Below are 23,694 nucleotides of genomic sequence, written 5' to 3'. Positions count from 1 at the left end.
TGTACCCTGGTCTTGTAGGGGCTAGACTGGACGGGCCTCGGTGCATTAGGCTACGACTTGTAATCAGTAGGTCCCGGGTTCGACTCCTGGTGCCGGCACCATATAAAGAAAGCCCCGCAGCGATGCGGGGCTTTTTTGTATAAAGAAATACTGCACTTGCCCCCTCCTACGCGGCTTGTAACACTGCCCGCAATGTTCACCGAGCATATGAGCAAAGGAAGGTGTAGGCCTGTGCAAATCCTTATCACCGGCGGCGCCGGCTTTATCGGTTCGGCACTGATTCGTCATCTGCTGAATAACACCGAGCACCAGGTGCTCAACCTCGACAAGCTGACCTATGCCGGCAATCTCGAGTCGCTGGCCAGTGTGGCGAATCATCCGCACTATCGCTTTCTGCAAGCCGACATTGCTGACAGCGTTACTGTCGGTAAGGCGCTGGGCGAGTTTCAGCCGGATGCGATCATGCACCTGGCAGCTGAGTCGCATGTCGATCGCTCCATCGACGGCCCAGCGGCGTTTATCCAGACCAATATCGTCGGCACCTATGCGCTGCTTGAGGCCACTCGCAGCTACTGGTTGCAGCTGGACCCCGCGCGTAAAGCAGCGTTTCGCTTTCACCATATTTCCACCGACGAGGTGTATGGCGACCTGCATGGCGTGGACGATCTATTCACCGAGACCACACCCTACGCGCCCAGCTCGCCCTACTCGGCAAGCAAGGCCGCGTCGGACCATCTGGTGCGTGCCTGGCAGCGCACCTATGGCCTGCCGGTGCTGATCACCAACTGCTCGAACAATTACGGCCCCTACCACTTCCCGGAAAAGCTGATTCCGCTGGTGATCCTCAACGCTCTGGATGGCAAGCCGCTACCGGTATATGGCAACGGTCAACAGGTGCGTGACTGGCTTTATGTGGAAGACCATGCCCGCGCGCTGTTAAAGGTTGTGAGCGAAGGCAAGGTCGGCGAGACCTACAATATCGGCGGGCATAACGAGCAGAAGAACCTGCATGTGGTGGAAAGTATCTGCGCGCTACTGGATGAACTGGCACCACGCCAGAGCGGCTCGTATAAAGAGCAGATCAGCTTCGTCAGCGACCGACCTGGTCATGACCTGCGCTACGCCATCGATGCCAGCAAGATCGAACGCGAGCTGGGCTGGAAACCCGCAGAAACCTTCGCCAGCGGCCTGCGCAAGACGGTGCTCTGGTATCTGGACAACCTAGACTGGTGCCGCCGCGTACAAGATGGCAGCTACCAGCGCGAACGCCTCGGCGCACTTTAAGGAGCAGCACGATGAAAGGCATCATTCTCGCAGGCGGCTCCGGCAGTCGCCTGCACCCCATCACCCTGGGCGTGTCCAAGCAACTGCTGCCGATCTATGACAAACCGATGATCTACTACCCGATCTCGGTGCTGATGCTCGCTGGTGTGCGTGAGATTCTTATTATCTCCACCCCACAGGACTTGCCGAACTTTCGCAAGATGCTCGGTGATGGCAGCCAGTTTGGTGTGCGTTTCAAATACATCGAACAACCCTCACCCGACGGCCTGGCCCAGGCATTTCTGTTGGGCGAAGACTTTATCAGCACGGACTCGGTGTGCCTGATCCTTGGCGACAATATCTTCCACGGCCAACACTTCACAGAGAAACTTCTACGCGCAGCTGCCGAACCCTCGGGCGCTACCGTTTTCGGTTACTGGGTCAATGATCCGCAACGTTTCGGCGTGGTCGAGTTCGACGCCCAAGGCAAAGCCATCTCCATCGAGGAAAAGCCTACAGTACCGAAATCCAGCTACGCGGTGACAGGCCTGTATTTCTACGACAACGACGTGGTCGAGATCGCCAAGGCAGTCAAACCTTCAGCGCGCGGCGAGCTGGAAATCACCGACGTCAACAATGCCTACCTGCAACGCGGCGATCTGCGTGTAGAGCGTTTCGGCCGTGGCTTTGCCTGGCTCGACACCGGCACCCACGACAGCCTGCTGGATGCATCGCAATACGTGCAGACCATCGAACACCGACAGGGCCTGAAAGTCGCCTGCCTGGAAGAGATCGCCTACCAGCAGGGCTGGATTGATCGCCAGCAACTGCTGACGCAGGCCAAAGCCTTTGGCAAAACCGGCTACGGCCAGTATCTGTTCAAGCTGGCCGAGGAGTAAGCATGCAGGCTGTCAGCACCGACCTACCTGGCGTGATCATTCTCGAACCCAAGGTGTTCGGCGATCAGCGCGGTTTTTTCTTCGAGAGCTTCAACGCCCGCAGCTTCGTCGAGGCCACCGGTCTGCAGCGCGAATTCGTTCAGGACAACCATTCGCGCTCGCAACGCGGCGTGTTGCGCGGCCTGCATTACCAGGTGCAGCAGGCGCAGGGCAAACTGGTGCGCGTCACCGCTGGCGAAGTCTATGACGTGACCGTGGATCTACGTCGCAGTTCGCCTACCTTTGGCCGCTGGGTCGGCGTGTACCTGTCCGCCGAGAACAGACGGCAACTGTGGGTGCCGGAAGGCTTTGCCCATGGCTTTGTGGTGCTCAGCGAGTTCGCCGAGTTCCTCTATAAGACGACTGACTACTACGCCCCCGAACATGAGCGCTGCATCCGTTGGGATGACCCGACGCTGGCCATCGACTGGCCACTGGAAAACGCGCCGCAGCTGTCGGCCAAGGATCAGGCAGGGCTCAGCTTTGTCAATGCCCAGGTTTTTCCATGAAGATTCTCCTGCTCGGCCAGCACGGTCAGGTCAGTCAGGAATTACAGCGCAGCCTCAACGGGCAAGCCGAGCTGACAGTACTGGGCCGCGACCAGCTGGATCTGGCTCAGCCCCAGCTGATTCGCCAACAGGTTCAGCGTCTGCGCCCAGAGCTGATCATCAATGCCGCGGCGCACACGGCTGTAGATCAGGCCGAGAGCGAGCCGGAGCTGGCCTTCGCGATCAATGCCACGGCGCCGGGCATCCTGGCCGAAGCAGCCGCTGAGCTGGGTGTTCCGCTGATCCATTACTCCACCGACTATGTATTCGATGGCAACCACGCCGAGCCTTACCGCGAAAGCGACGCCACCAGTCCGCTGAGCGTATACGGGCGCAGCAAACTGGCGGGCGAGCAGGCGATTCAGGCCGTGGGCGGTATGCACCTGATTCTGCGTACCAGCTGGGTCTATTCGCAGCACGGCAAAAACTTTCTGCTGACCATGCAGCACCTGCTGCAGGAGCGCGAAAGCCTTTCCGTGGTGGCCGACCAGATCGGCGCGCCGACCTGGGCCGGCACTATTGCGCAGACCACGGCGCAACTGGTCGAGCAGTGGCGCACCGGCCAAGCCGGCCCGTGGGGCGTGTATCACCTGACTGCGCAGGGTGAAACCAGCTGGTTCGGTTTCGCCAGCGCGATTGCCGCGCACTTGCGTAGCCAGGGCAAAAGCGTGGCGACGCTGCAGCCAATTCCCAGCAGCGCCTATCCAACCCCCGCGCAGCGGCCGCTTAATTCGCGCCTGGATTGCAGCCGCCTGCAGCAGGACTGGCACGTCCAGCTGCCGGATTGGCAAGCCGCGCTGGAGCAGTGCCTAGCTCATCGCTAAGCCCTAAAGCGCTGAATCTGCTGCTGCAAACCGGTGGCCAGTTGCGCCAGATCGCGGCTGGCAATCGAGCTCTGCTCAGCGCCGTTGACCACTTCGCCAATGCTGTCGTTAAGGCTGCTGATGTTCTGGCTGATCTCATTGGCCACCGCCGTCTGCTCCTCGGTAGCGGCGGAAATCTGCACATTGCCGTCGGCGATACCCTCGATGGCATGGGCAATATGATTGAGCACCTCACCCGCTTCACGGGCATGGCTGACGCTGTTCTGCGCCTGCTCGCGCGATAGCTGCATGGCGCTTACTGCACTGCGGGCGCCGCCTTGCAGGGCATCGATCATGCTGCGGATCGACTCGGTGGCTTTCTGCGTATTACTGGCCAGGCTGCGCACCTCATCGGCCACCACGGCAAAACCGCGCCCCGCCTCACCCGCGCGCGCCGCCTCGATGGCAGCGTTAAGCGCCAGCAGATTGGTCTGCTCGGCAATGCTCTGGATAACCCCAAGTACCTTGCTGATTTCATCGCTCTGACTGTGCAGGGTGTCGATCACCTCACCGGCTTTTTCCACCGACGCTGACAGGCCCTGAATCGATGTGAGGTTTGATTGCACCAGCTCGCTGCCCTGGCGCGCTTCCTTATTCGCGTCCGCCGCATTGCTGGCAGTGGACTGCGCATTGCGCGCCACTTCCTGCACCGCCACGCTCATCTGGTGCACGGCGGTAGCAACCATGCTGGTCTGGTCGCCCTGGGCCGTCGCGGCCTGACTGACCTGAGCACTGATCGCGCTCATTTCCTCGGACGCCGCCGCCAGCTGAGTCGCGGTATCGGCCAGGTGGCGAATCAGTGCCTGCTGATGTTCAAGCATGGTGTTGAAGGCCCGCGCGGTATCGGACACTTCATCACGGCCGCTGGCATCGGCGCGCAGGGTCAGGTTGGAGGACTGCTGCACTTCGCTGATCAGGCTGCGCAAACCGGCCAGCGGACGAATGATCGACAGGCTGATCAACAGCGCCGCCACCAGCACCAGCACCAGCGCCACCGCGCCAATCAGCAGAAAGGTGGTACGCATCGACTGGTACTGCGCCGTAGTCTCTGCGTTAAGCCGCTCGCCTTCGCTTAACTGCAGGCTGATCAGGCCTTCCAGTTCGCCGCCCAGCGGATCGAAGGTGTCATACAGCGTGCGGTTGAACGGGCCGGCCTCGGCTGCCAATAACTGACCATTGTCGATTTGCCCCAGGTACTGATCGGCAAGTTGCTGCACCCGCAGCAGATGTGGCTTGGTGCGCTCGACCCGGTTGCTTTCATCTGTGGTCAGACGAGTAGCGATGTACTCGGCCCAGGCCTTGTCGCCACGACTGCGCGCTTCGCTGAACGCCTTGCGCAACGCGGGTTCGTCAAACACCCCCGCGCGGTATTTGTGCAGCGCATCGACCATCGCCACCGCGTAGGCATCGGACACCACCTTGACTTGGCTAATCGGCCGCATACGGTCGGTATACAACTCGTCAAAGCTGTCGTTGAGCTTGCTGGCGTTGGTCAACGCCATAGCAATGACCACAATCAGCACCAGCAGCGGCACCACCGCCAACAGCAGCAGTCTCGCCCTTACCGTTAATTGAGCCAACATCGGACACCTCCAGGGACTAAAGCGCAGCCGTCCATGCAGGGCGCAACCGGGGCGGCACCATTACGCCAAAGCGATGCCGAACAATTTGAGTATTGACCCATATCGGCGAGCTTGCCCACTTATTGCATAACCGCCACTCTCAACCTATTGCACTGCCCGAGTAAGCGCATGTCCACCACCCTGCCTCACCCTCGTCGCCCGCGCTGGCGCAGCCTGGCCGTACTTGCCCTGCTGCTGACGCCACTGCTGTGGCCGCTGCAGCAGCTGGCCGAGCGTTACTACAGCGGCGTACTGGTCGAACAGAACCGCCAGACCCTCGACCTCTACGTCGCCAACCTGCTCGGCACCCTGCGCCGTTATGAAGTGCTGCCACCGATTCTCGGCGACCTGCCGGCCTTGCGCCTGGCCCTGCAGCACCCCACCGAAGAGCCGCTGCTGGAGAATGCCAACCGCCTTCTCGACCGGGTGCGCGGGCAAACCGGGGCTGATGTGATCTACCTGATGGACCCCAACGGCAACACCCTGGCGGCCTCCAACTGGGAGCAGGCCGATTCCTTCGTCGACCGTAATTTCGCCTTCCGCCCGTATTTCCGCGAAGCCATCGCCGGCCGTCCCGGGCGCTTCTTCGGCCTAGGTACCACTTCGGGAAAGCGCGGTTACTACTTTGCCGCCGCAGTGCGCGATGGCGAGCGTAACCTCGGCGCACTGGTGGTCAAGGTCGACCTCGACCACACCGAAACCCTGTGGGGCAATACCCCTGAACAGCTGCTGGTGACCGATGCGAATGGCGTGGTGATCCTTACCTCCAACAGCCAGTGGCGCTTTACCGCCAGCCGTCCGCTGGACGCCGCCGAACGCGCCGCAATCGCCGCCAACCTGCCCTATCCAACCCAGGCGCCACCGCCGATCAAGCTGGATGCGCAGAACTGGATTCGCCAGGACCGTGAACTCAAGGAAACCGGCTGGACCGTCAGCATTCTCGCCCCGCGCAGCCTGCTCGACCGCCCCGTACGCACTGCCCTGGTGGCCGGCGGCGGCATGTTGCTGTTGCTGATGCTGCTGCTCGGCCTGCTGATGCAGCGCCGCCGCCACTACCTGGAACGCATCGCCCTCAATACCCAGGCCCGTCAGCAGCTGGAACAACGCGTGCTGGAGCGCACCCTGGACCTGGAACGGCTGAATAGCCGGCTGAAACAGGAAGTGCTGGAGCGCGAGCAGGCGCAACAGGAGCTGGTGCAAGCGCAGGATGAACTGGTGCAGGCCAGCAAACTCTCGGCCCTGGGCACCATGAGTGCGAGTATCAGCCATGAACTCAACCAGCCGCTGGCGGCCATTCGCAGCTACGCCGACAACGCCTGCGTGCTACTCGACCACCAGCGCGGCGACGATGCTCGCGCCAACCTCAAGCTGATCAGCCAGCTGACCGAGCGCATGGCTTCGATCATCGCCCACCTGCGCGCCTTCGCCCGCCGCGACCGTCATGCACCGGAAAGCGTGGCCCTGCAGCCAGCCATCGACGATGCCCTGGCCTTGCTGGCCAAGCGTCGCCAGGCCATGCAGGTCGAGCTTATTCGCGACCTGCCGAACGCCACCCTGTGGGTGCAGGCCGGGGAAACCCGCCTGCGCCAGGTGCTCGGCAACCTGCTGGCCAACGCCCTCGATGCCTTGAGCGAAGTGCCGCAGCCACGCCGCCTGTGGCTGAGTGCCGAACTTACCGCCGAGGGCGTCGATCTACACCTGCGGGACAATGGCCCCGGCTTTAGCCAGGAGGCGCTGCAACGCGCTCGCGAGCCATTCTTCACCACCAAAACCAGCGCTCAGGGCCTCGGCCTCGGCCTGGCCATTTGCGATACCCTGATGCGCGCCCTCGGCGGCGAACTGCTGTTCGCCAACCACCCCGACGGCGGCGCTCAGCTGACCCTGCGCCTGCGCGCCGCGGATCAGGGCATCAAAACCCAGTCGCCAGAGGACTTTGTTGTATGAGCATGATCGACTCCCGCACCCAGGTGCTGCTGATCGACGACGACCCCCACCTGCGCCAGGCACTGAGCCAGACCCTCGACCTGGCCGGGCTCAAGGTCAGCAGCCTGGCGGATGCCCATGGCGTTGCCGCGCGCATTGAGCGCGACTGGCCGGGCGTGGTGGTCAGCGATATCCGCATGCCCGGCATCGACGGCCTGCAACTGTTGCAACAGCTGCAGGAGCAGGACCCGGAGCTGCCAGTACTGCTGATCACCGGCCACGGCGATGTGCCGCTGGCCGTGCAGGCCATGCGCGCGGGCGCCTATGACTTTCTGGAGAAACCCTTCGCCAGCGACGACCTGCTCGACAGCGTGCGCCGCGCCCTGGCCCTGCGCCGCCTGGTGCTGGATAACCGTAGCCTGCGCATGGCCCTGGCCGATCGCCACACCCTGTCAGCGCGCTTGGTCGGCCAATCGCCAGCCATGCTGCGCCTGCGCGAGCAGATCGGCGCCCTGGCCGGGATCAATAGCGACGTGCTGATACTCGGTGAAACTGGCGCCGGCAAGGAAGTGGTGGCGCGCGCCCTGCACGATTTGTCCAGCCGCCGCGCCGGGCCGTTCGTGGCGATCAACGCCGGCGCCCTGGCTGAGTCGGTGGTGGAAAGCGAGCTGTTCGGCCACGAGCAAGGCGCCTTTACCGGGGCGCAAAAGCGTCGCATCGGCAAGTTCGAATTCGCCAATGGCGGCACGCTGTTTCTCGATGAAATCGAAAGCATGAGCCTGGAAGTGCAGGTCAAGCTGCTGCGCCTGCTGCAGGAGCGGGTGGTCGAGCGCCTCGGCGGCAACCAGTTGATTCCCCTGGATATTAGAGTGATCGCGGCGACCAAGGAAGACCTGCGCCAGGCCGCCGACCAGGGGCGTTTCCGCGCCGACCTGTATTACCGCCTGAACGTCGCACCGCTGCGCATCCCGGCCCTGCGCGAGCGCGGCGAAGATGCGCTGCTGCTGTTCCAGCACTTTGCCGAAGCCGCCAGCAGCCGCCATGGCCTGGCCGAACGCAGCCTGCAACCAGGCCAGCGCGCAGCGCTGCTGCGTCATCCCTGGCCGGGCAATGTGCGCGAGCTGCAGAACGCCGCCGAACGCTTTGCCCTCGGCCTGGAACTGGATCTCGACCTGCAAGCCCAGGCCGCTCCGCCCATGCCCGATGAAGACGGCAACAGCGGCGGCCTGAACGCCCAGGTCGAAGCCTTCGAACGCAGCCTGATCAGCGCCGAACTGAGCCGCTCACACAGCTCGCTGCGCAGCCTGGCCGAGGCCCTGGGGGTGCCGCGCAAAACCCTGCACGACAAACTGCGCAAACACGGTCTGAGCTTCGCCGACGCTGGCGGAAGCTCGCCAGACAGCCTCGACTAGCCGGCGGATTTCCGCCAAAAGCTACGCAATCCCTCTCCGCAGAAGCCAGCGAAACCTTCTGCAACAACCCGCCAGGCCTTGTCGCTGCTGCGTTTCACACTACTGCACAGCAGCCATTTCAGTGCCTGGCATGGCGGTTGCTCTAGCCTCTTGCAGGCGACTCATCAACGCACAGTTCTAGGCAATCTGCCCGACGCCCGTCATTTTCTGACAGGCCGCCTAGACTTGAGCCTGTTCGCCCGACTTGCAGCGCTGCGGCGCATCACGTGATACAAAAACAAGAGGAAAGACTCCATGTTCAAACTGACTGCCAAGGCGCTCGCATGCGCCCTGTCGCTGAGCATCGCCGGTATGGCCCAAGCGGCCGACCCGATCGTGATCAAGTTCTCCCACGTGGTCGCCGACCACACCCCTAAAGGCCAGGGTGCCGCGTTGTTCAAGAAGCTCGCTGAAGAGCGTCTGGGCGACAAGGTCAAGGTCGAGGTTTACCCGAACTCCTCGCTGTTCGGTGACGGTAAGGAAATGGAAGCGCTGTTGCTCGGTGACGTGCAGCTGATCGCCCCATCGCTGGCCAAATTCGAGCAGTACACCAAGCAAATCCAGGTATTCGACCTGCCGTTCCTGTTCAAGGACATGGCCGCCGTCGATCGCTTCCAGCTGAGCCCAGAAGGTCAGGCGCTGCTGAAGTCCATGGAAGAGAAAAACATCACCGGTCTGGCCTACTGGCACAACGGCCTCAAGCAGCTGTCCGCCAACAAGGCGCTGCGTGAGCCGAAAGACGCCCGCGGCCTGAAATTCCGCGTACAGGCTTCCGCCGTACTGGAAGAGCAGTTCAAGGCAGTGCGCGCCAACCCGCGCAAAATGAGCTTCGCCGAGGTTTACCAGGGTCTGCAGACTGGCGTAGTAAACGGTGCCGAGAACCCCTACTCGAACATCTACAGCCAGAAGATGCATGAAGTGCAGAAGTTCATCACCGAATCCAACCACGGTGTTCTGGACTACATGCTGATCACCAACACCAAGTTCTGGAACAGCCTGCCTGCCGATGTACGCAGCGAGCTGGACAAGATCATCGTGGAAGTGACCGCCGAAGTGAACAAGCAGGCTGACGCCCTCAACGAAGGCGACAAGCAGCGCATCATCGACGCGAAAACCACCGAGATCATTACCCTGACGCCTGAGCAGCGTAATGAATGGCGCGATGCCATGAAGCCGGTGTGGAGCAAGTTCGAAGCTGAAATCGGTGCTGACCTGATCAAGGCTGCCGACGCAGCCAACCAGTAAGGCGGAGCAGGCTGCGGCCTGCACCCAACCACAGCGCAGCCTTGCCGCTGCGCGATTGGCCGAATACCCAGGCAACCCTCTCGGGCGGCCTGGGTACGCCGCCCCTAACCACTGGAGACTCTATCGATGAACGCCTTGCGGCGCGTCTGGGACCACTTCGAGGAAGGCTTTATCGCGTTCCTGCTGGCCGCCATGACGCTGGTGACCTTCGTCTACGTGATCCTCAATAACCTTTACACACTGTTCTACAACCTGGCGGATCGCTGGGAAGGCAGCAGTGAGTTTTTCTTCGCCATTGGCGACAGCATTCTCGGCATGGCCCAGTCGATGACCTGGAGCATTGCCCTGACCAAGGCGTTATTCGCCTGGTTGATTTTCTTCGGCCTGGCCTACGGTGTACGCACCGCGGGGCATATCGGCGTCGATGCGCTGGTGAAACTGGCCAGCAAACCGGTGCAACGGGTTATCGGCCTGATCGCCTGCCTGGCCTGCCTGGGCTATGCCGGGCTGATCACCGTCGCTAGCTTCGACTGGGTGAAAACCCTGTTCACCGCCGGCATCGGTGCGGAAGACCTCGGTCACTACGGCATCATGCAATGGCATATCACCCTGATCGTGCCGTTCGGCTACGCGATGGTATTTATCCGCTTCTTTGAGATATTCGTGCGCATCCTGCGCAACCAGCAGACCGGCCTCGGCCTGGCTGACGAAGCCGCCGACGCACTGAAGATCAATGAGCACGGGGAGCACAAGCAATGACCATTCTGTTCCTCTTTGTCCTGCTGTTTCTGCTGATGTTTATCGGCGTGCCGATTGCCGCCTCGCTGGGCCTGGCCGGCTCGGTGACCATCATGCTGTTCAGCCCGGACTCGGTGCGTTCGCTGGCGATCAAGCTGTTCGAAACCTCCGAGCACTACACCCTGTTGGCGATTCCGTTCTTCCTGCTGTCCGGTGCGTTTATGACCACTGGCGGCGTGGCCAAGCGCCTGATCGATTTCGCCAACGCCTGCGTTGGCCATATCCGTGGCGGCCTGGCAATTTCCGCCGTACTGGCGTGCATGCTGTTCGCCGCGCTGTCCGGCTCCTCCCCAGCCACCGTGGCTGCGGTGGGTTCGATTGCCATCGCCGGCATGGTGCGCTCGGGTTATCCGCAGGCGTTCGGCGCCGGTATCGTGTGTAACGCCGGTACCCTGGGCATCCTGATTCCGCCGTCGATCGTCATGGTGGTGTACGCCGCCGCGACCGAGCAATCGGTGGGCAAGCTGTTTATGGCCGGCGTGGTACCAGGCCTGCTGCTGGGCGTGGCTCTGATGGTGGCGATCTATATCGTCGCGCGGAAGATGAACCTGCCGGCCATGCCGCGCGCGACCTTCCGCGAGTTCCTCAGCACTGCACGCAAAGCCGTATGGGGTTTGCTGCTGATGGTGATCATCCTCGGCGGTATCTACACCGGCATGTTCACTCCGACCGAAGCAGCTGCAGTGGCAGCGGTCTACGCCGGCTTCGTGGCGCTGTTCGTGTACAAGGACATGACCGTACGCGAGTGCCCACGGGTGCTGCTGGAGTCCGGCAAGCTGACCATCATGCTGATGTTCATCATCGCCAACGCCATGCTCTTCGCCCACGTGCTGACCACCGAGCAGATCCCACAGACCATCACTGCCTGGGTGGTCGACATGGGCCTGCAGCCGTGGCAGTTCCTGCTGGTAGTGAACATCGTGCTGCTGGTGGCGGGCGCCTTTATGGAGCCGTCGGCGATCATCCTGATCCTCGCGCCGATCCTCTTCCCGATTGCCGTGCAACTGGGCATCGACCCGATCCACCTGGGCATCATCATGGTGGTGAACATGGAAATCGGATTGATCACACCACCCGTGGGGCTCAACCTGTTCGTCACCTCAGCGGTGACCGGCATGCCGCTGACCGCCGTGGTCAAGGCTGCATGGCCATGGCTGATGCTGCTACTGAGCTTCCTGATGATCATCACGTACGTGCCTGCCGTTTCCCTGGCATTGCCGAACTGGCTGGGCATGACCTGACAGCAACTCCGTGTGTACTTCCCTACACACTTTTAGCCCGGCCTAAGTGCCGGGCTTTTTTTGCCTTCAATAAATCAGGTTTGACGCTAGACCCGCGCCAGCTCGGGTAAGTCACCGGACAAGCCCAACGCCTGACGCACAAACAGCGCCTTGGCTTCCGGCAGATCATCCACCCAGTTGAGGCCGCTGTTGCGCAACCAGCGCAGCGGCAACGGGTCAGCTTGAAACAGCCGCTCAAAGCCTTCCATCGCCGCCATCATCGCCAGGTTATGCGGCATGCGCCGACGCTCGTAACGACTGAGCACCTTCACATCACCCAAGCGCTCGCCACGTTGCGCGGCATGCAGCAGCACTTCAGCCAGCACCGCCACATCGAGAAAGCCCAGGTTGACGCCCTGGCCGGCCAGCGGGTGGATGCTGTGCGCGGCATCGCCGATCAGCGCCAGGCCATCTTCGACATAGCGTTTGGCGTGACGTTGACGCAGCGGAATGCACAGGCGCGGATCGGCCTGGAGGATGTCGCCCAGGCGATGCTCGAAGGCAAAGCCCAGCGCACGGCGGAAACCGGCATCATCCAGCGCCATCAGTCGTTCAGCTTCAGTTGGGGTGACCGACCAGACAATCGAGCACCAATGCTCACCTTCAGGACCTGCCAGCGGCAGAAAGGCCAATGGGCCGTCATCGGTAAAGCGCTGCCAGGCGGTAGCCTGGTGCGGCTTGCTGCAGCGCACACTGGTGACGATGGCGTGGTGCAGGTAATCCCACTCACGGGTAGCGCAACCGGCCAAGCGGCGCACCGCCGAGTTGGCACCGTCGGCGGCAATAAGCAGCGGCGCACGCAGTTCGCGGCCGTCACTCAAACTGAGCAACCAGCCATCGCCGGAGCGGCGCAGCTGCTCCAGGCGGGCGCCCGGCAGCAGACCAATCGGGCTGTCGTGCAGGCGCTCAAGCAGTGCATCCTGCACCACACGGTTCTCGACGATATGGCCGAGCGATTCGGCATGCACGCTGGCCGCACTGAAATGAATCTGTCCGGTGCCGGAACCGTCCCATACCTGCATCTCGCCATAGGGGCAGGCGCGTCGCGCGGCGATGCCGTCCCATACACCGAGGCGGTCGAGAATGCGCTGGCTGGCCACCGACAGCGCACTGACCCGTGGTTCGAAGGCGGCCAGCGGGTCAAAGGGTTTGACGCTCAGCGGGCCACCATCGACCAGCAGAATCTCCAGCCCCTGATCCTGCAGGGCCAGCGCCAGGGCGCTGCCCACCATGCCTGCGCCTACGATGATCAGATCCGCTTGCATCACATTTCCTTCTTACTTAGAGCCTGTTCAAAGTTTCGCGAGCTAGAGCCATGCAAGGCAAAAATAGGCGAGGAAGCGGAGTGTACTGTTGTACATGAGCATTCCGGGCCTGTTTTTAACGCCGCAGGGCCGACGCGCAGCAGACTTTGACAAGTTCTTAGGCTGCCTGCCGAGCGCGCGGTTTAAGCCGCACGTAAAGAGTCTTGTGCACCCGCGCCACCAGGGTGCCGCTGCCATCGCGCACCTCCACATGCAGCTCGGGGTGGTACTTATCGCCATCTGCCGTGTGCTGGCGAATATCGTCCAGCAGCCCTTGGTCGATGCTGAAATCGGCGTACACCGGGCCGGTGCCGGGGGTAATAAAGTCGATGCGCGCGGCCTTGTCCCAGACGATAAAGTCACGCCCGAGGTTTTCCATGATCATCAGCATAAAAAACGGGTCGGTCATCGAATACAGACTGCCGCCGAACTGGGTGCCAACATAGTTGCGGTTATACCAGCCGAGGCCCATCTTCACCTGCACCTGACGGAAGTCCGCGCTGATCTGCCGCACCCGCACACCGGCGCCCAGATACGGCGGATACAGATTCATCGCCCAGCGCAGCAGCTGCGCCTTGCGCGCCAGTTTGTTCGCCGACATGAATCAATGCTCCGAGCGAGTGCCAAGGCCCATGGCCTGGCGGGCGAACCAGCGTTTCGCCGGAGGTAGCAGGTCGAGGCCGAGCAGGCCAAGGTTGCGCCCAGCAGCCAATAGCGGCTGGCCGGTACTGAACAGGCGGGTGACCTGGTCGGAGAAGCCTACGGTCAGCTGCTGATCGCTTTGCTGACGGCTCAGGTAACGCTGCAGGGTGGCCAGATCGCCCAACGGCGCGCTGCTGGCCAGCAGGGTTTCGGCCAGCACCAGAGTGTCACGCAGCGACAGGTTGTAGCCCTGCCCGGCAATCGGATGCAGGCTATGCGCGGCATTGCCGAGCACCACCAGATGCTGACGCACCTGCTCCTTGGCCGCAGTCAGGGCCAGCGGATAGAGATGCCGCGCGCCGACCTGGCGCAGGCTGCCCAGGCGATAGCCGAAGGCCTGCTGCAGTTCGGCGAGAAACGCCGTATCGTCCAGCGCCGACAGCCGTTCGGCTTCCAGAGTGGCGCGGGTCCAGACCAGGGCGCAGCGGTTATCCGCCAGCGGCAACAGGGCCATCGGCCCTTCTTCGGTAAAGCGCTCGAAGGCCAGGCCGTTGTGCGCCTCCTGCGGGCTGACGTTGGCGATCAGCGCGCTCTGCCCGTAAGGCGTGTTGCTGACGGCAATGCCCAGTTGCTCACGCAGACCGGAGCGACCGCCCTCGGCGAGAATCGCCAGGCTGCATTCAAGCTCACTGCCATCGTCCAGGGTCAGACGATAGCCATCGGCCAGAGCCTGCATGCGCGTAACCTGGGCCGGGCTGCGCCAGCTCACCACCTGCTGGTCCAGCGCCTGCCACAGGCATTCGCCGAGCCAGGCGTTTTCCACCACATAACCGAGCGCCGGCACACCTTCTTCCTCGGCGCTCAAGCGCGCGGCGGCAAAGCGGCCACGGTCGGAAACATGAATCTGCTTGATCGGCTCGGCGCGCTGGCTGATCTGCTGCCATAGGCCGAGGCGCTGATAAATTTGCTGCGAGCCAAACGACAGCGCAGTGGAACGCGCGTCGTAGCTGGGCTGATAACCGTTGCCCGGAGTGAATGGCTCGATCAGGCAAATGCTCCAGCCGCGCTGCTTGGCTTCGGCCTGCAAGGCCACGGCTAGGCTGGCGCCCACCAGGCCGCCGCCGATAATCGCGATATCCACCCGCTGCATGATTTAGGCAGCCACGCTGCGTGCGGCGGCCATCAGCGCTTCGATCTCGGCGACGGTTTTTGGCACGCCGCTGGTGAGAATCTCGCAGCCAGTCTTGGTCACCACCACGTCGTCCTCGATGCGCACACCGATGCCGCGCCACTTCTTCGCCACATCCTGATTGTCCACGGCGATATAGATGCCCGGCTCGACGGTCATGGCCATGCCGACTTCCAGCTCGCGCCATTCACCGCCGACCTTGTACTCGCCGACATCGTGCACATCCATGCCCAGCCAGTGGCCGGCGCGGTGCATATAGAAAGGTTTGTAGGCCTCAGTGGCGATCAGCTCGGCGACATCGCCCTGCAGCAGACCGAGCGCCACCAGGCCGGCGGTAATCACTTGCACCGTGGCTTCGTGAGCCTGGTTCCAGTGTTTGCCGGGGCCGATTTCCTTGAACGCGGCCTCCTGCGAAGCCAGCACCAGCTCGTAGATGGCTTTCTGCTCGGGGGAGAATTTGCCGCTGACCGGGAAGGTGCGGGTGATGTCACTGGCGTAGCAGTCGATCTCGCAGCCGGCATCGATCAGCACCAGGTCGCCGTCTTTCAGCGGCGCATCGTTTTCGCGGTAATGCAGGATGCAGGCGTTCTTGCCCGCCGCGACGATGGAGCCATAAGCCGGCATCTTCGCCCCGCCCTTGCGGAACTCGTAATCCAGCTCGGCTTCCAGGTGGTACTCAAACAAGCCGGCACGGCTGGCCTGCATGGCGCGCACGTGGGCGCGGCAGGAAATGTCCGCAGCTTCCTTCATGACTTTGACTTCGGCCGCCGACTTGTACAGACGCAAGTCATGCAGCAGGTGTTCAAGGGTGATGAATTCGTTGGGCGGTGAGGCACCCTGACGCGCCTTGGAGCGGATCACGTTGATCCACTCCATCAATTGGCGATCGAACTCATGGTTGCTGCCCATGGAGGAGTAGACCCGATCACGGCCCTCGATCAGCCCCGGCAGGATGTCGTCGATATCACCAATCGGGAACGCATCATCGGCGCCGTACTGGCTGATTGCGCCGTCCTGGCCGGCGCGCAGGCCGTCCCACAGTTCGCGCAACGGGTCGCGCTCGCGACAGAACAATACGTATTCGCCATGCTCGCGCCCGGGAATCAGCGCAATTACCGCCTCCGGCTCGGGAAAGCCGGAGAGGTACTGGAAGTCGCTGTCCTGACGGTAGATATGCTCAACATCGCGGTTACGGATATACACCGGCGCCGCCGGCAGAATCGCGATGCTGTTGGGTTCCATCTGCGCCATCAGCGCCTTGCGCCGACGGGCGTATTCCGACTTGGGGATGCTGATCATGGGCAGATTGAGTCCACTTCTATTGCATGAAAATCAATGCAGCGACGGCTTCGCCGCGGCGACCACTGGCTTGGCGCACTCGCTGAACAGCAGCAGCGGCGCAACACGCAGGTACTCCATCACTTCCATGTAATCGTTCTCGCCATCATCGGACTCATCCAGGGCGTTCTGCACCTGGGAAATCGCCGAGAGGTCTTGCAGCACTTCCATGGCTTCCGCGCTCAGGGCGCTGTCGCGGGCAGTCAGGCCGAAGCCGCCGAGGAAGCCCTGGCACCATTGTCCCAGAGCCACGGCACGCTCGCTAAGCGGCGCATCGTCGCTGGGCAACAGCAGCACCACGGTGACGTCATTACTGGTCAGCTCGTTCTTGACCATTTCCTGCAGGCCGATCAGCGCCTGGCGCACGGTATCTTCCGGCGCAGCGCCAAGCAGCTCAGCGGCATCCACCAACCAGGAGTCGATTTCAAAGCCCGCACCAGCACAGCTGCGACCGAGCAGCAGACCATGCAACTCGGCTGGGGAAATGGTGTGGCCGCTGCTGGCGAGCAGGGCGGCAAACGCGGAGTACGGAGAATTTGAAGTTGGCATAGATAACTAGGCGCAAAGCTGCGCGATCACTAGAATGGAGGCCTTGTATCCTAGCACCGGCAGGCGTGCCAAGACTATGCAAGCGGCTCGACGGAGCGCGCACCAGCCAGCACGAATAATTGCCGCACCTTAATCCGCGGGTGAAATGCATCAACCTCTAGCACGTCGATCTGTCCCACACTGCCAAACGCGCCAGGCAACAGAACCGCATACTCTCCGGTACTGTCGAAGACGCCGCAAAGACGCTATTTTTCACCTGCCAGCCCACTCACCTAGCTACGAGTAGAGAACCATGGAAGACGTCGACCTGCAGGCTCTTACGACCAAGCTGGACTTGCTGATCCAGCGTGTCGAACAGCTCAAGGCGCAAAACCGACAGCTTCTGACGAGCGAAAAGGCCTGGCGCGAAGAACGTGCCCATCTAATTGAAAAGAACGAAATGGCCCGGCATAAGGTCGAATCCATGATTTCGCGCCTCAAAGCCCTGGAGCAGGATTAATGACCCAGTCGAATACCTTGACCGTCCAGATTCTGGACAAAGAATATTGCATCGCTTGCCCGAGCGATGAACGCAGCAATCTGGAAAGCGCCGCGCGCTACCTGGACGGCAAGATGCGAGAGATCCGCTCGAGCGGCAAAGTGATCGGTGCCGACCGCGTTGCGGTTATGGCTGCCCTGAACATTACCCACGACCTGCTACACAAACAGCAACACCTTGATCAGCAGGCCGGCGCCAACCGCGATCAGGTGCGTAGCCTGCTCAATCGGGTCGACAGCGCTCTGGCTCGGGATGCCGATGAGCAAGGCAGCTGATTGCGTGCCGACGCTTTCGGGTATACTGGCCACCGCTCCCTGGAGTGTGCGCCAGTTGGTGATGTCCCTGAGCCGATTCGCACAACCCCGGAGGTTGCACGTTGAAGCCGGTGTGCATGTCCGCTTGACGGAAAGCCTTAACGCCTCCTGCAACCTCCACCTTGAACTTTCGGGTTCAAGGGCTAAGCCGACAGCGGCACGTCGGGGAGTCATTCTCTCTAGCCGGTTGCCCTTGCGCGGCGATCGCTACAGCAACAACCCATGCTCGATACCTCAGCCCTAAGCCGCGGGCAATTACGTCGCCATCTGCGCGTACAGCGCCGCGCACTCAGCCGCCACGCTCAACGCCAAGCCGCCCACGGCTTGTATAAACAGCTGGCACAACACCCGCTGTTTCGCCGCGCGCAGCAGATTGCCCTGTACCTGCCCAATGACGGCGAGATCGATCCGCGCCCCCTGCTGCGTGCCGCGCAACAACGCGGTAAAGCGACTTACTTGCCGGTACTCAGCCCCTGGCCTCGCAGCAAGATGGTGTTTCAACGCATCCGTATTGGTGAGAGCTTGCAGAAGAATCGCTTCGGTATTTACGAGCCACGGCGCAACTGCAAACAACAACGCAAGGTCTGGACACTGGATCTAGTGCTGCTACCGCTGGTCGGCTTCGACCGCCATGGCGCGCGCCTGGGTATGGGCGGAGGGTTTTATGACCGCAGCCTGGCATATCGCGCATTGCGCAAAAATTGGCACAAACCGACATTACTGGGCTTGGCGCATGAGTGTCAGCAGGTAGATCGACTGGCGATGGCCAGCTGGGATGTGCCACTGCAAGGCACAGTGACGGACAAGGCGTGGTATTGAATCAAGCCGCTATAAAGGCTGTACCGCACTCCCTGCGGTACGTACCAGCTTCAACCAGCCGCTTGCGACTGACTGACCGGCGCATCAGCCTGGCGATCCCACAAACTCTGGGTATAACCGGTAGTTACCACACCCAGGCTGAACAGTATTACCAAAATCAACAACACATCTGGTTTACGTTTCATTGAATGCCTCCCCCTTAAAGGCATAGCGCACGCTGTATTCGCGGCGATTATTTTTATAGGTCCAACAGCGGCAGCCATTCACACGCGCCGGGTGCAACACTGCTACACGCCGGGCACCACCAGGTAAACAGCACCTGCCCGCTAACGGACTGGATTACAGGAGCAAAGTTCATGCCTTATTGGCTAATGAAGTCGGAACCCGACGAACTCTCGATTCACGACTTGCAGCGCCTGGAGCAAGCCCGTTGGGATGGCGTGCGCAATTACCAGGCGCGCAACTTCCTGCGCAGCATGCAGCCAGGGGATATGTTCTTCTTCTACCACTCCAGTTGCCCGGAGCCAGGGATTGCCGGGATCGGGCGCATTGCCGCGCCACATTACCCTGACCCCACCGCCCTGGAGCCCGACAGCCACTATTTCGACGCCAAGGCCAGCGCCGCCAAGAACCCCTGGAGCGCAGTCGATGTGGCGTTTTTCGAGGCGTTCAAGCGGGTTATCCCGCTGGCGCAGCTGAAAGCGCAGAGTGCGCTGCTGGAATTGCCGCTGGTGCAGAAGGGCAGCCGCCTGTCGGTGATGCCCGTCAGCGCCGAGGAATGGGCAGCCGTGCTGGCGCTGCGCTGAAATGGCGCAGCACCCGCTGAGCAGGCTTATTGAATGATCAGGTTGTTGAACAGCAGGTCGTCAACCAGCGGCTTGCCTTCTTCCTGGGTGAGCACGTCCTGCACCTGTTTGAGCGCCTCGGCGCGCAGCGTCTCCCGCGCACCCGGGGCTGCCATGGCCACCTCGGTCTGCTGGGAAAACAGCATGACCAGCTGATTGCGAATCAACGGCTCATGGTGTTTGACCTTGGCTTCGACGTCCGCACCGGTCACCCGCAGGGACAGGTCGGCCTTGAAGAACTTGAGCTTGGGGCCCTCGCCAAAGTTACCCACCAGCGCCGGCACCAGGGTGACGTAGGACACCACCGGCGCAGCCCCTTCCTTGGCTTCTTCATCTTCCGAGGCATGCGCCGCCAAGGGCAGGGACAGGGCCAACAACAATGCGATCCAGGCTTTCACAGGCGGTATTCCTCAAGAGTTCAGCCCCTAGCATAGCCACAGTCAGGCGGCGGCCCAAGCCCCAAGCTTATGCATGACCATCAGGCACAGGCATGCTCGTTGACCGGGCACCACCCGCACCTACACTGCATGGCCATCACCCGCAGAGGAAAAGCCCGATGAAAGCCGTGCTGTGCAAAGCCTTCGGCCCCGCCGAAACCCTGGTACTGGAAGAAATCGCCAGCCCCGAAGCGAAGAAGAATGAAGTGCTGCTGGAAGTTCATGCGGCCGGGGTCAACTTCCCCGACACGCTGATCATCGAGGGCAAATACCAGTTCAAGCCGCCCTTCCCCTTCTCTCCGGGTGGCGAAGCTGCTGGCGTGGTAACTGCTGTGGGCGAAAAGGTCAGCCATCTGAAAGTCGGTGACCGGGTCATGGCCCTTACCGGCTGGGGCAGCTTTGCCGAAGAAGTGGCGGTGCCTGGCTACAACGTTATGCCGATCCCGGCGAGCATGGACTTTGTCAGCGCTGCCGCCTTCGGCATGACCTACGGCACCTCGATGCACGCCCTCAAGCAGCGCGCCAACCTGCAACCGGGGGAAACCCTGCTGGTGCTCGGCGCATCCGGCGGCGTTGGCTTGGCGGCAGTGGAAATCGGCAAGGCCATGGGTGCCAAGGTGATTGCCGCAGCAAGCAGCGCGGAAAAACTCGAAATAGCCAAGGCAGCCGGCGCCGATGAGCTGATCAACTACAGCGAAAGCAACCTGAAGGACGAAGTAAAACGCCTGACCGGCGGCCAGGGCGCGGACGTGATCTATGACCCGGTGGGTGGCGACTTGTTCGATGCCGCCATTCGCTCAATCGCCTGGAACGGCCGCCTCCTGGTGGTGGGCTTTGCCAGCGGGCGCATCCCCGAGCTGCCGGTCAACCTCACGCTGCTCAAGGGCGCTGCCGTGGTCGGGGTATTCTGGGGCTCCTTCGCCCAGCGTCAGCCGCAGGACAATGCCGCCAACTTCCAGCAACTGTTCGCCTGGCATGCCGAAGGCAAACTCAAGCCGCTGGTTTCGCAGACCTTCCCACTGGAACAAGCGGCGGAGGCGATCAACACCCTCGGCCAGCGCAAGGCCGTGGGCAAAGTGGTAGTCACCGCGCGTTAAGTCCGCACAAGCAGCAAAAGGCCGCCCATCAGGCGGCCTTTTTTATGCGCGGGATTCAGCCGCGCGGCGCGTAGGCGAATACGTCGGCGCGCATCTGATGGGCATCCATGCCGGCATCTACCAGGGCGTCCAGAGTGGCGTAGACCATGGCGGGCGAACCGCTGGCATAGAGGTGAAGCGCCTTGAGATCGACGAAGTCTTCGCGTACGGCCTCGTGCAACAAGCCGCAACGACCTTGCCAGCCGCACTGGTCACTGACCACCTGATGCAGGAACAGATTGGGCACCTGCTGCCACTGCGCCCAGTGCTGCAGTTCGTAGAAATCCTCCGGGCGGCGCGCGCCCCAGTACAGGTGCACCGGGTGGGCGAAACCGGCGGCGCGGCAGTGTTCGATCAGGCTGTGCATCTGCGCCATGCCGGTACCGGCGGCGATCAACACCAGCGGCCCATCCGGCAGCTCGGCCAGGTGAGTATCACCGAAGGGCATTTTCACCCGCGCCAAACCGGTACGGCGCAGCTGAGCGATTAGAGCGACAGTGGCTTCGTCGCGAGCCAGTACATGCAACTCCAGCTCACGCCCGCGATGCGGCGCCGAAGCCAAGGAGAACGCCGCGTAATCGTCACCATCGCGCTGCAGCAGCAGGTATTGCCCGGCGTGATAACGCGGCACCTTGCCTGCAGGCGCCTGCAGGCGCAGACGAAATACATCACCGCCCACGTCATCACACGCGACGACCTGGCAGGCCAGCTCACGCACCGGCAGCTCGCCGGGGGCCAGTACGCCATCCCAGTGCAGCACACAATCCTGCAGTGGCTCGGCCATGCAGGTAAACAGCTCGCCGTGGCTCAGCTCAACCCCGCCCTGCTGCACGCGGCCTTCAACCAGCAGCGCCGCGCAGATATGGCAATTGCCATTGCGGCAGCTCTGTGGGCAGTCGTAACCCAGACGCCGCGCGGCATCAAGGATGCGCTCGCGGGGCTGCACGTCCAGTACGGCACCTGAAGGGTTCAGGGTGACTTTCATCAATCAATTCCCAGCTCAGACCACAACGCATCGACGCGCTGTTTGACCGCTTCATCCTGAACGATAGCTCGGCCCCACTCGCGGGTGGTTTCTCCAGGCCATTTATGGGTGGCATCCAGCCCCATCTTCGAGCCGAGGCCGGAGATCGGCGAGGCGAAGTCGAGGTAGTCGATCGGTGTGTTTTCGATCATCACCGTGTCGCGCTTGGGGTCCATGCGCGTGGTAATTGCCCAGATCACGTCGTTCCAGTCCCGTGCGTTGATATCGTCGTCGGTGACGATAACGAACTTGGTGTACATGAACTGTCGCAGGAACGACCACACACCGAGCATTACGCGCTTGGCGTGACCGGGGTACTGCTTCTTGATGGTCACCACCGCCATGCGATAGGAACAGCCTTCCGGCGGCAGGTAGAAGTCGATAATCTCGGGAAACTGTTTCTGCAGGATCGGCACAAACACTTCGTTCAGTGCCACACCGAGAATCGCCGGCTCATCCGGCGGCCGACCGGTGTAGGTGCTGTGATAGATCGGCTTTTGCCGACGGGTGATGCGCTCGACGGTAAACACCGGGAAGGTATCGACCTCGTTGTAATAGCCAGTGTGATCGCCGTAGGGTCCTTCCGGCGCAGTCTCGCCCGGATGGATCACCCCTTCGAGGACGATTTCGGCGCTGGCCGGCACCTGCAGATCACTGCCACGGGCCTTGATCAGCTCGGTGCGGTGGCCGCGCAACAGACCGGCAAAAGCGTATTCGGAAAGACTGTCGGGCACCGGGGTGACGGCACCGAGAATGGTCGCCGGATCCGCACCTAGGGCAACGCACACCGGATAGGGGCGATCCGGATACTTCTGGCACCACTCGCGATAGTCCAGAGCGCCGCCGCGGTGGCTGAGCCAGCGCATGATCACCTTGTTACGGCCGATCACCTGCTGGCGGTAGATGCCAAGGTTCTGCCGTTCTTTATTTGGGCCTTTGGTAATGGTCAGGCCCCAGGTAATCAGCGGGCCAACATCGCCAGGCCAGCAGGTCTGTACCGGCAGCTTGCCGAGGTCGACGTCGTCACCTTCTTCGATCACTTCCTGGCAAGGGGCGTCTTTGAGCACCTTAGGCGCCATGCTCAGCACCTTCTTGTAGATCGGCAGCTTGTTCCAGGCATCCTTGAGCCCCTTAGGCGGCTCGGGCTCCTTGAGGAAGGCCAGCAGCTTGCCGATTTCGCGCAGCTCGCTGACTTCTTCCGCGCCCATGCCCAAGGCCACACGCTTGGGCGTGCCGAACAGGTTGCCGAGCACAGGCACATCGAAGCCTGTGGGGTTTTCGAAGAGCAGCGCCGGCCCGCCTTTACGCAGGGTGCGGTCGCAGATTTCGGTCATTTCCAGCACAGGGGAAACCGGCGTTTGGATGCGCTTGAGTTCGCCGCGCGTCTCCAGACCGCGAATAAAATCGCGCAGGTCACGATACTGCATGCAGATGCCTCGTTTCGGGCCGAGCAATAGGGGCGCAAAGTTTAGCGCCGAACTGGGTCTTTCAGAAGGGAAAGCCAGCCTCCAGACACACAAAAGCCGGGCTTACCCGGCTTTTGTAGGTGCGTATGTTTAGGATCGTAGCGAGCGAAGGTTCGGCAAGGCAAAAACAGGCGAAGAAGCGGAGTGTACTTTTGTACATGA

At 61.9% G+C, this 23,694-nt stretch carries 24 protein-coding genes and 1 other RNA gene; 15 read left to right on the top strand and 10 right to left on the bottom strand.

Annotated elements, in window-relative coordinates:
• Positions 1 to 231 precede the first annotated feature (231 nt).
• From rfbB to rfbD, 4 genes are read left to right on the top strand one after another with little or no spacing between them, the layout of a single operon-like run.
• On the top strand, positions 232 to 1,284 hold the full coding sequence (gene rfbB / locus ACQ4LH_RS02175) for a dTDP-glucose 4,6-dehydratase (RefSeq protein WP_430695718.1): 1,053 nt from the start codon (positions 232 to 234) through the stop codon (positions 1,282 to 1,284).
• 11 nt (positions 1,285 to 1,295) lie between these two features.
• A complete protein-coding gene (rfbA, locus tag ACQ4LH_RS02170; protein ID WP_430695717.1) occupies positions 1,296 to 2,162 on the top strand; it encodes a glucose-1-phosphate thymidylyltransferase RfbA in 867 nt (288 codons plus the stop codon).
• Between the two features lie 2 nt (positions 2,163 to 2,164).
• Positions 2,165 to 2,710 (top strand): dTDP-4-dehydrorhamnose 3,5-epimerase, encoded by a 546-nt coding sequence (gene rfbC, locus ACQ4LH_RS02165; protein WP_430695716.1) that lies wholly within the window; start codon positions 2,165 to 2,167, stop codon positions 2,708 to 2,710.
• Positions 2,707 to 3,573: a dTDP-4-dehydrorhamnose reductase gene (gene rfbD, locus ACQ4LH_RS02160; RefSeq protein ID WP_430695715.1), complete on the top strand. Its 867-nt coding sequence runs from the start codon at positions 2,707 to 2,709 to the stop codon at positions 3,571 to 3,573. The genes rfbC and rfbD overlap by 4 nt, the downstream gene beginning before the upstream one ends.
• On the opposite strand, the gene ACQ4LH_RS02155 is transcribed toward rfbD, so the two are convergent.
• Positions 3,570 to 5,195 (bottom strand): methyl-accepting chemotaxis protein, encoded by a 1,626-nt coding sequence (locus tag ACQ4LH_RS02155; protein ID WP_430695714.1) that lies wholly within the window; start codon positions 5,193 to 5,195, stop codon positions 3,570 to 3,572. The genes rfbD and ACQ4LH_RS02155 overlap by 4 nt on opposite strands.
• Before the next feature lie 168 nt (positions 5,196 to 5,363).
• Between ACQ4LH_RS02155 and ACQ4LH_RS02150 the strand changes: the two genes are divergently transcribed.
• From ACQ4LH_RS02150 to dctM, 5 genes are all read left to right on the top strand, one after another.
• Positions 5,364 to 7,178 (top strand): sensor histidine kinase, encoded by a 1,815-nt coding sequence (locus tag ACQ4LH_RS02150; protein ID WP_430695713.1) that lies wholly within the window; start codon positions 5,364 to 5,366, stop codon positions 7,176 to 7,178.
• Positions 7,175 to 8,569 (top strand): sigma-54-dependent transcriptional regulator, encoded by a 1,395-nt coding sequence (locus tag ACQ4LH_RS02145; protein ID WP_430695712.1) that lies wholly within the window; start codon positions 7,175 to 7,177, stop codon positions 8,567 to 8,569. The genes ACQ4LH_RS02150 and ACQ4LH_RS02145 overlap by 4 nt, the downstream gene beginning before the upstream one ends.
• 294 nt (positions 8,570 to 8,863) lie before the next feature.
• Positions 8,864 to 9,853, top strand: a complete 990-nt coding sequence (gene dctP, locus ACQ4LH_RS02140; protein WP_430695711.1) for a C4-dicarboxylate TRAP substrate-binding protein DctP — start codon at positions 8,864 to 8,866, stop codon at positions 9,851 to 9,853.
• Between the two features lie 126 nt (positions 9,854 to 9,979).
• On the top strand, positions 9,980 to 10,612 hold the full coding sequence (locus ACQ4LH_RS02135) for a TRAP transporter small permease (RefSeq protein WP_160086748.1): 633 nt from the start codon (positions 9,980 to 9,982) through the stop codon (positions 10,610 to 10,612).
• Positions 10,609 to 11,892, top strand: coding sequence for a C4-dicarboxylate TRAP transporter large permease protein DctM (gene dctM, locus ACQ4LH_RS02130; protein WP_430695710.1), 1,284 nt, complete (start codon positions 10,609 to 10,611; stop codon positions 11,890 to 11,892). The genes ACQ4LH_RS02135 and dctM overlap by 4 nt, the downstream gene beginning before the upstream one ends.
• An 86-nt stretch (positions 11,893 to 11,978) precedes the next feature.
• On the opposite strand, the gene ACQ4LH_RS02125 is transcribed toward dctM, so the two are convergent.
• The 5 genes from ACQ4LH_RS02125 to ACQ4LH_RS02105 form a co-directional block, all read right to left on the bottom strand.
• Positions 11,979 to 13,196, bottom strand: a complete 1,218-nt coding sequence (locus ACQ4LH_RS02125; protein WP_430695709.1) for a 2-octaprenyl-3-methyl-6-methoxy-1,4-benzoquinol hydroxylase — start codon at positions 13,194 to 13,196, stop codon at positions 11,979 to 11,981.
• Positions 13,197 to 13,353: 157 nt separating this feature from the next.
• Positions 13,354 to 13,836: a DUF4442 domain-containing protein gene (locus ACQ4LH_RS02120; RefSeq protein ID WP_430695708.1), complete on the bottom strand. Its 483-nt coding sequence runs from the start codon at positions 13,834 to 13,836 to the stop codon at positions 13,354 to 13,356.
• 3 nt (positions 13,837 to 13,839) lie between these two features.
• The gene (gene ubiH / locus ACQ4LH_RS02115) at positions 13,840 to 15,027 is read right to left on the bottom strand and encodes a 2-octaprenyl-6-methoxyphenyl hydroxylase (RefSeq protein ID WP_430695707.1); all 1,188 of its coding nucleotides are present in this window, start codon (positions 15,025 to 15,027) and stop codon (positions 13,840 to 13,842) included.
• A 3-nt stretch (positions 15,028 to 15,030) separates the two neighbouring features.
• Positions 15,031 to 16,365 (bottom strand): Xaa-Pro aminopeptidase, encoded by a 1,335-nt coding sequence (gene pepP / locus ACQ4LH_RS02110; RefSeq protein WP_430695706.1) that lies wholly within the window; start codon positions 16,363 to 16,365, stop codon positions 15,031 to 15,033.
• Between the two features lie 33 nt (positions 16,366 to 16,398).
• Complete coding sequence (locus tag ACQ4LH_RS02105) at positions 16,399 to 16,953, bottom strand: YecA family protein (protein WP_170049879.1); 555 nt, start codon at positions 16,951 to 16,953, stop codon at positions 16,399 to 16,401.
• Positions 16,954 to 17,245: 292 nt separating this feature from the next.
• On the opposite strand from ACQ4LH_RS02105, the gene ACQ4LH_RS02100 reads away from it, so the two are divergent.
• From ACQ4LH_RS02100 to ACQ4LH_RS02085, 4 genes are all read left to right on the top strand, one after another.
• A complete protein-coding gene (locus tag ACQ4LH_RS02100; protein ID WP_090254694.1) occupies positions 17,246 to 17,452 on the top strand; it encodes a TIGR02449 family protein in 207 nt (68 codons plus the stop codon).
• Entirely contained in the window at positions 17,452 to 17,766 is a 315-nt protein-coding gene (locus tag ACQ4LH_RS02095) for a cell division protein ZapA (RefSeq protein ID WP_090254691.1), read from the top strand. The genes ACQ4LH_RS02100 and ACQ4LH_RS02095 overlap by 1 nt, the downstream gene beginning before the upstream one ends.
• A 33-nt stretch (positions 17,767 to 17,799) precedes the next feature.
• Positions 17,800 to 17,978, top strand: a non-coding RNA gene (gene ssrS, locus ACQ4LH_RS02090) — 6S RNA.
• 49 nt (positions 17,979 to 18,027) lie between these two features.
• Complete coding sequence (locus ACQ4LH_RS02085) at positions 18,028 to 18,624, top strand: 5-formyltetrahydrofolate cyclo-ligase (RefSeq protein WP_430695705.1); 597 nt, start codon at positions 18,028 to 18,030, stop codon at positions 18,622 to 18,624.
• Between the two features lie 50 nt (positions 18,625 to 18,674).
• Here ACQ4LH_RS02085 and ACQ4LH_RS02080 read toward each other — a convergent pair whose 3' ends face one another.
• The gene (locus tag ACQ4LH_RS02080; RefSeq protein WP_424485628.1) at positions 18,675 to 18,809 is read right to left on the bottom strand and encodes a hypothetical protein; all 135 of its coding nucleotides are present in this window, start codon (positions 18,807 to 18,809) and stop codon (positions 18,675 to 18,677) included.
• 171 nt (positions 18,810 to 18,980) lie between these two features.
• Between ACQ4LH_RS02080 and ACQ4LH_RS02075 the strand changes: the two genes are divergently transcribed.
• Entirely contained in the window at positions 18,981 to 19,430 is a 450-nt protein-coding gene (locus ACQ4LH_RS02075) for an EVE domain-containing protein (RefSeq protein ID WP_430695704.1), read from the top strand.
• A 26-nt stretch (positions 19,431 to 19,456) separates the two neighbouring features.
• Here the strand turns inward: ACQ4LH_RS02075 and ACQ4LH_RS02070 are convergent, their stop codons facing one another.
• Complete coding sequence (locus tag ACQ4LH_RS02070) at positions 19,457 to 19,867, bottom strand: flagellar basal body-associated FliL family protein (RefSeq protein WP_430695703.1); 411 nt, start codon at positions 19,865 to 19,867, stop codon at positions 19,457 to 19,459.
• 158 nt (positions 19,868 to 20,025) lie between these two features.
• Between ACQ4LH_RS02070 and ACQ4LH_RS02065 the strand changes: the two genes are divergently transcribed.
• Positions 20,026 to 21,003 carry an NADPH:quinone oxidoreductase family protein gene (locus ACQ4LH_RS02065; RefSeq protein WP_430695702.1) on the top strand — a complete coding sequence of 326 codons (978 nt, stop codon included), beginning with the start codon at positions 20,026 to 20,028 and terminating at the stop codon, positions 21,001 to 21,003.
• 55 nt (positions 21,004 to 21,058) lie between these two features.
• Here the strand turns inward: ACQ4LH_RS02065 and ACQ4LH_RS02060 are convergent, their stop codons facing one another.
• Together ACQ4LH_RS02060 and ubiD are read right to left on the bottom strand one after the other, a co-directional pair.
• Positions 21,059 to 22,027 carry a CDP-6-deoxy-delta-3,4-glucoseen reductase gene (locus ACQ4LH_RS02060; RefSeq protein ID WP_430695701.1) on the bottom strand — a complete coding sequence of 323 codons (969 nt, stop codon included), beginning with the start codon at positions 22,025 to 22,027 and terminating at the stop codon, positions 21,059 to 21,061.
• On the bottom strand, positions 22,027 to 23,493 hold the full coding sequence (gene ubiD / locus ACQ4LH_RS02055) for a 4-hydroxy-3-polyprenylbenzoate decarboxylase (protein WP_430695700.1): 1,467 nt from the start codon (positions 23,491 to 23,493) through the stop codon (positions 22,027 to 22,029). Before ubiD ends, ACQ4LH_RS02060 begins: the two co-directional genes overlap by 1 nt.
• Positions 23,494 to 23,694 lie beyond the last annotated feature (201 nt).

Origin of the sequence: Pseudomonas peli (genome assembly GCF_050563605.1) — a bacterium.
Classification (GTDB): Bacteria; Pseudomonadota; Gammaproteobacteria; order Pseudomonadales; family Pseudomonadaceae; genus Aquipseudomonas; species Aquipseudomonas peli_A.
Note: the sequence above shows the minus strand (reverse complement) of the source record. Positions and strands in the feature narration are given on the sequence as shown.

Excerpts from the sequence above, each read along its gene's own strand:
- rfbA (WP_430695717.1), top strand. The coding sequence starts at position 1,296 with ATGAAAGGCATCATTCTCGCAGGCGGCTCCGGCAGTCGCCTGCACCCC.
- rfbC (WP_430695716.1), top strand. The coding sequence starts at position 2,165 with ATGCAGGCTGTCAGCACCGACCTACCTGGCGTGATCATTCTCGAACCC.
- rfbD (WP_430695715.1), top strand. The coding sequence starts at position 2,707 with ATGAAGATTCTCCTGCTCGGCCAGCACGGTCAGGTCAGTCAGGAATTA.
- ACQ4LH_RS02155 (WP_430695714.1), bottom strand. The coding sequence starts at position 5,195 with ATGTTGGCTCAATTAACGGTAAGGGCGAGACTGCTGCTGTTGGCGGTG.
- ACQ4LH_RS02150 (WP_430695713.1), top strand. The coding sequence starts at position 5,364 with ATGTCCACCACCCTGCCTCACCCTCGTCGCCCGCGCTGGCGCAGCCTG.
- ACQ4LH_RS02145 (WP_430695712.1), top strand. The coding sequence starts at position 7,175 with ATGAGCATGATCGACTCCCGCACCCAGGTGCTGCTGATCGACGACGAC.
- dctP (WP_430695711.1), top strand. The coding sequence starts at position 8,864 with ATGTTCAAACTGACTGCCAAGGCGCTCGCATGCGCCCTGTCGCTGAGC.
- ACQ4LH_RS02135 (WP_160086748.1), top strand. The coding sequence starts at position 9,980 with ATGAACGCCTTGCGGCGCGTCTGGGACCACTTCGAGGAAGGCTTTATC.
- dctM (WP_430695710.1), top strand. The coding sequence starts at position 10,609 with ATGACCATTCTGTTCCTCTTTGTCCTGCTGTTTCTGCTGATGTTTATC.
- ACQ4LH_RS02125 (WP_430695709.1), bottom strand. The coding sequence starts at position 13,196 with ATGCAAGCGGATCTGATCATCGTAGGCGCAGGCATGGTGGGCAGCGCC.
- ACQ4LH_RS02120 (WP_430695708.1), bottom strand. The coding sequence starts at position 13,836 with ATGTCGGCGAACAAACTGGCGCGCAAGGCGCAGCTGCTGCGCTGGGCG.
- ubiH (WP_430695707.1), bottom strand. The coding sequence starts at position 15,027 with ATGCAGCGGGTGGATATCGCGATTATCGGCGGCGGCCTGGTGGGCGCC.
- pepP (WP_430695706.1), bottom strand. The coding sequence starts at position 16,365 with ATGATCAGCATCCCCAAGTCGGAATACGCCCGTCGGCGCAAGGCGCTG.
- ACQ4LH_RS02105 (WP_170049879.1), bottom strand. The coding sequence starts at position 16,953 with ATGCCAACTTCAAATTCTCCGTACTCCGCGTTTGCCGCCCTGCTCGCC.
- ACQ4LH_RS02100 (WP_090254694.1), top strand. The coding sequence starts at position 17,246 with ATGGAAGACGTCGACCTGCAGGCTCTTACGACCAAGCTGGACTTGCTG.
- ACQ4LH_RS02095 (WP_090254691.1), top strand. The coding sequence starts at position 17,452 with ATGACCCAGTCGAATACCTTGACCGTCCAGATTCTGGACAAAGAATAT.
- ACQ4LH_RS02085 (WP_430695705.1), top strand. The coding sequence starts at position 18,028 with ATGCTCGATACCTCAGCCCTAAGCCGCGGGCAATTACGTCGCCATCTG.
- ACQ4LH_RS02080 (WP_424485628.1), bottom strand. The coding sequence starts at position 18,809 with ATGAAACGTAAACCAGATGTGTTGTTGATTTTGGTAATACTGTTCAGC.
- ACQ4LH_RS02075 (WP_430695704.1), top strand. The coding sequence starts at position 18,981 with ATGCCTTATTGGCTAATGAAGTCGGAACCCGACGAACTCTCGATTCAC.
- ACQ4LH_RS02065 (WP_430695702.1), top strand. The coding sequence starts at position 20,026 with ATGAAAGCCGTGCTGTGCAAAGCCTTCGGCCCCGCCGAAACCCTGGTA.
- ACQ4LH_RS02060 (WP_430695701.1), bottom strand. The coding sequence starts at position 22,027 with ATGAAAGTCACCCTGAACCCTTCAGGTGCCGTACTGGACGTGCAGCCC.
- ubiD (WP_430695700.1), bottom strand. The coding sequence starts at position 23,493 with ATGCAGTATCGTGACCTGCGCGATTTTATTCGCGGTCTGGAGACGCGC.